Annotated in this window: 1 pseudogene; it reads right to left on the bottom strand. The window is 77.2% G+C overall.

The window, feature by feature from the left end:
* Positions 1–947 (bottom strand): annotated as a pseudogene (locus CQZ88_RS04135) (hypothetical protein); the annotation flags it as partial.

The following is a 947-nucleotide window of genomic DNA, read 5'->3' as shown; positions in this document are numbered from 1 at the left end:
GCCCAGGTCCGCTGCCCCGTCGAGCCCGCCGGTCAATCCACCGGCCAGGTCCCCGCCCAGGTCCGCTGCCCCGTCGAGCCCGCCCGTCAACCCACCGCTCAGGCCGCTGCCGAGTCCGGCGCCGAGGTCAGCGACGGTATCCAGTCCCCCGGACACGTCGCCGGTGAGGCCGCCGACCGCCTCGCCGCCGCCGGCGAGCTGCCCGCCGAGGTCGAGCGCGCCGTCGAGGGCGTAGCCGAGCTGGCCGGTCAGGTCCGCGTCGGCGCCGAGACCGCCGCCGAGGGTGGTGGCCAGCTGGGAGCTCAGGTCCACGGTGGAGTCGAGCGTTCCGCCGAGGCCGGCCTCGAACACCCCACCCAGCGCGGAACCGAGGTTCGCGCCGGCTTCCCCGCCGACGGAGAACGCGGAGCCGAGCACCGCGGAGAGGGTGCCGTCGGCGCTCGATTCGACGGTCGTCGACAGGTCGAGCGCGACGTTGAGGGCGTTGCCGAGCTCGAGGGTCGCGGAGTTCTCGAGACCGAGCGCGCCGCCGAGGAGGCCGCCGACCGCGGTGCCGAGGTCCACGCCGCCGGAGGCGTCGCCGCCGAGGAGGGCGCCGAGGTCGATGCCGCCGACGAGCCCGCCGTCGGCACTGCCCTCGAGTACGGCGCCGAGGGTGCCACCGAGATCACCGGCGACGGAGCCGCCCGCCTCGAGCAGCGCGGACAGGGAGGCTCCGAGTCCCGCGGTCACGCCGGTGAGGGCGTCGAGGCCACCGCCGAGGTCCAGGCCACCGGCGAGCCCGGTACCGACCTCGAGGACGGATTCGAGGGCGCCGCCGAGCTGTCCGGCGAGGTCGGTGCCCAGGCCCAGCGTGCCGCCGAGGGTCGCGCCGACGGCCGTCGCGAGGTCCGCGCCACCGGCGAGGGCCGCCTCGACCGCGGTGGAGAAGCCGCCGCCCGCGGCGA

It is taken from the genome of Rhodococcus sp. ENV425 (assembly GCF_002887785.1).
Taxonomy (GTDB): Bacteria; Actinomycetota; Actinomycetes; order Mycobacteriales; family Mycobacteriaceae; genus Rhodococcus; species Rhodococcus aetherivorans.
Note: the sequence above shows the minus strand (reverse complement) of the source record. Positions and strands in the feature narration are given on the sequence as shown.